Source organism: Geovibrio ferrireducens (assembly GCF_026226615.1).
GTDB lineage: Bacteria > Chrysiogenota > Deferribacteres > Deferribacterales > Geovibrionaceae > Geovibrio > Geovibrio ferrireducens.
The window spans coordinates 2,501-5,861 of the sequence record NZ_JAJAPB010000024.1; the positions used below are offsets into that span (position 1 = coordinate 2,501).

At 50.1% G+C, this 3,361-nt stretch carries 2 tRNA genes and 2 rRNA genes (1 of these 4 only partly in view); all 4 read right to left on the minus strand.

Annotation, left to right across the window (positions count from 1 at the left end):
• A 23S ribosomal RNA gene (locus OSQ85_RS13920) occupies nt 1-609 on the minus strand (it extends 2,282 nt beyond the left edge of the window).
• 419 nt (nt 610-1,028) lie between these two features.
• Nucleotides 1,029-1,101 (minus strand) — tRNA-Ala (locus tag OSQ85_RS13925).
• A gap of 62 nt (nt 1,102-1,163) precedes the next feature.
• Nucleotides 1,164-1,237: transfer RNA gene (locus OSQ85_RS13930), tRNA-Ile, on the minus strand.
• Nucleotides 1,238-1,532: 295 nt separating this feature from the next.
• Nucleotides 1,533-3,083, minus strand: a 16S ribosomal RNA gene (locus OSQ85_RS13935).
• The 16S and 23S rRNA genes sit together here with 2 tRNA genes alongside, the layout of an rRNA operon.
• Nucleotides 3,084-3,361 lie beyond the last annotated feature (278 nt).

Here is a 3,361-nt window from a genome sequence, read left to right on the forward strand (position 1 = left end):
CCTTGCTGCATACGGTAACTCGCAGGCTCATTATGCAAAAGGCACGACATTACATCTTAAGATGCTTTGACGGCTTGTAGGCAAATGGTTTCAGGTTCTATTTCACTCCCTTAACAAGGGTTCTTTTCACCTTTCCCTCACGGTACTGGTTCACTATCGGTCGATGACTCGTATTTAGCCTTAGGAGATGGTCCTCCCAGATTCCCACAAAGCTTCTCATTCTCCGTGGTACTCGGGGACACCGCTAGCCACAATTCTCTTTCGCATACGGGACTATCACCCCCTATGGTGAGCCTTTCCAGACTCTTCTGCTAGATCCATGTGTACATATTGCAGGCCCCACAACCCCAAGCCCGAAAGCTTGGTTTAGGCTCTTCCGGTTTCGCTCACCGCTACTTACGGAATCGTTATTACTTTCTTTTCCTTCAGGTACTGAGATGTTTCACTTCCCTGAGTTCGCTCCCTCATAAAGGGTGTATAGGGTTTCCCCATTCGGAAATCTGCGCCTCAAAGCCTGTTAGCAGCTCCGCGCAGCTTATCGCAGCTTGCCACGTCCTTCTTCGCCGGTCATCGCCTAGGCATCCACCATTTGCCCTTAGTAGCTTAACTTTTTATTATGCATCGTCTACTCGAGCTTCCCTTATCTCTTACAGCCTATTCAATTGTCTAACACTATAGTTCGTAAAAAATTCGTCCTGAACTTTTTACTCACTCGCAGCATGCGGAGCAAAGCTCCTTTCTGCTCTCACTTCGCTTGCACTCCTCGCATTCGCTGTGGTGCGCACTCCGTGGGGTACATCGTGTACCCTATAACCCGTTTCCAAGTTACTCAATGAGACTATGAATTAACTTCATAACCTTACTAAACAACTTTCTAACAACACCGCCTACCCATCGCCATCAGACCGATCCCGTTCTCTTACGCTTAAACTTTCCAGGAAGAAAGTCGCCGTGTGAAGCGAAGGCACATCTCATGTGCCGCGAGCGTGTCTGCAAATTTCCAAGGAAGGCAAATTTGCAGTGTCTAATGGAGGTGAGGAGGTTCGAACTCCTGACCCCCGCCTTGCAAGGGCGGTGCTCTCCCAGCTGAGCTACACCCCCGGGTAAGACTTACAACTAATACCAACTACCAAAGCCAGCATTAGCTTTAAACCTTAAATACATGGGCCTAGGTGGACTCGAACCACCGACCTCACGCTTATCAGGCGTGCGCTCTAACCGTCTGAGCTATAGGCCCGGATTAGCTGAAATCTGTTCAGAAAAACTTACGTCCTGTAGTTTTTCTTCACTCGCAGACTGCGGAGCAAAGCTCCTTGCTGCTCTCGCTACACTGGAACCTGCGCAAATTCCTTTGCTTCGGTTCGTTCCGCGGAGTACTTCCTGTACTCTACTTACGCAGCTCTGAACACATTTCAGCTAACAAGGCCTATTTACGCCTTATATAAATAATTAAGGCCGGTCCGAGATTGTTATCAAAGCAACCTGTACTCTATGGAGCGAGCAGCAGGATTTCTTTTCGATTCTTTCCTTAAAAAGGAGGTGATCCAGCCACACCTTCCGGTACGGCTACCTTGTTACGACTTCACCCCAGTTACCAACTATACCATAGACGGCTCCCTCCTTGCGGTTAGGCCACCGGCTTCAGGTACGGTCGACTCCCGTGGTGTGACGGGCGGTGTGTACAAGGCCCGGGAACGTATTCACCGCAGTTTTGCTGACCTGCGATTACTAGCGATTCCGACTTCATGTAGTCGAGTTGCAGACTACAATCTGAACTGAGGCGTACTTTATGGGATTCGCTTAACATCGCTGTCTCGCTGCCCTCTGTATACGCCATTGTAGCACGTGTGTAGCCCCGGACATAAGGGCCATGATGACTTGACGTCGTCCCCACCTTCCTCCGCCTTGTCGACGGCTGTTCCTCTAGAGTGCCCGGCTTGACCCGATGGCAACTAAAAGCAGGGGTTGCGCTCGTTGCGGGACTTAACCCAACACCTCACGGCACGAGCTGACGACAGCCATGCAGCACCTGTCATTCAATTCTTACTGAAAGTAAGCACTACAATATCTCTATCGTATTTTGAAGATGTCAAACCCGGGTAAGGTTCTGCGGTTAGCATCGAATTAAACCACGTGCTCCACCGCTTGTGCGGGCCCCCGTCAATTCCTTTGAGTTTCATACTTGCGTACGTACTCCCCAGGCGGGGTGCTTAATGCGTTAGCTTCGGCACTGAAAGTGGTTACTTCCAACACCTAGCACCCATCGTTTACAGCGTGGACTACCAGGGTATCTAATCCTGTTTGCTACCCACGCTTTCGCTCCTCAGCGTCAGTTACCAGCCAGTAAGCCGCCTTCGCAACCGGTGTTCCTTCCTATATCTACGCATTTCACCGCTACACAGGAAATTCCGCTTACCTCTCTGGTACTCTAGCAATGTAGTTTCAAAAGCCTTACAACAGTTAAGCTGTTGCCTTTAACTCCCGACTTACACTGCCGCCTACGAGCTCTTTACGCCCAGTGACTCCGAACAACGCTTGCCCCCTCCGTATTACCGCGGCTGCTGGCACGGAGTTAGCCGGGGCTGCTTCTGCAGGTACCGTCAATTAAAGGGCAGTTACTCCCCTTACCATTCTTCCCTGCTGAAAGTACTTTACGACCCGAAAGCCTTCATCATACACGCGGCGTTGCTGCGTCAACCTTACGGTCATTGCGCAAAATTCCCCACTGCTGCCTCCCGTAGGAGTCTGGACCGTGTCTCAGTTCCAGTGTGGGCGGCCACCCTCTCAGGCCGCCTAGCCATCGTAGCCTTGGTAGGCCATTACCCTACCAACTAGCTAATGGCACGCGAGGCCATCTCAAAGCGGCAGGTTACCCCGCCTTTTCCCACACACATCTAAGCACGTGGGCTTATCCGGTATTAGCACAAATTTCTCTGTGTTGTCCCAATCTCTGAGGTAGGTTCCTCACGCGTTACTCACCCGTTCGCCAGTGAAACTTCACCCGAAGGTTAATTCCCCTAGACTTGCATGTGTTAAGCACGCCGCCAGCGTTCGTTCTGAGCCAGGATCAAACTCTCCATCCAAACTCTTTTATACTCTTTATCCTTTTCTCGGACCGGCCTATTCTAATGTCAAACAACTGCTTTTTTCTCCACGCCCTCTCAGGCGGCGGAAGAACTTTATAAAGAATCCCGCTCAGGAAGTCAACTACTTTTTTCAAAAAGTTTTTAACCAAACCCCTCAGCAAAATCCCCTTTCAAACAACAGCCCCCGGACTCTCAAGCAACTAAGCTCAATCTCCAAGGGAAGGTAGTTATAAGAAATTCCACTAAGGAAGTCAACTACTTTTTTTAAAAGTTTT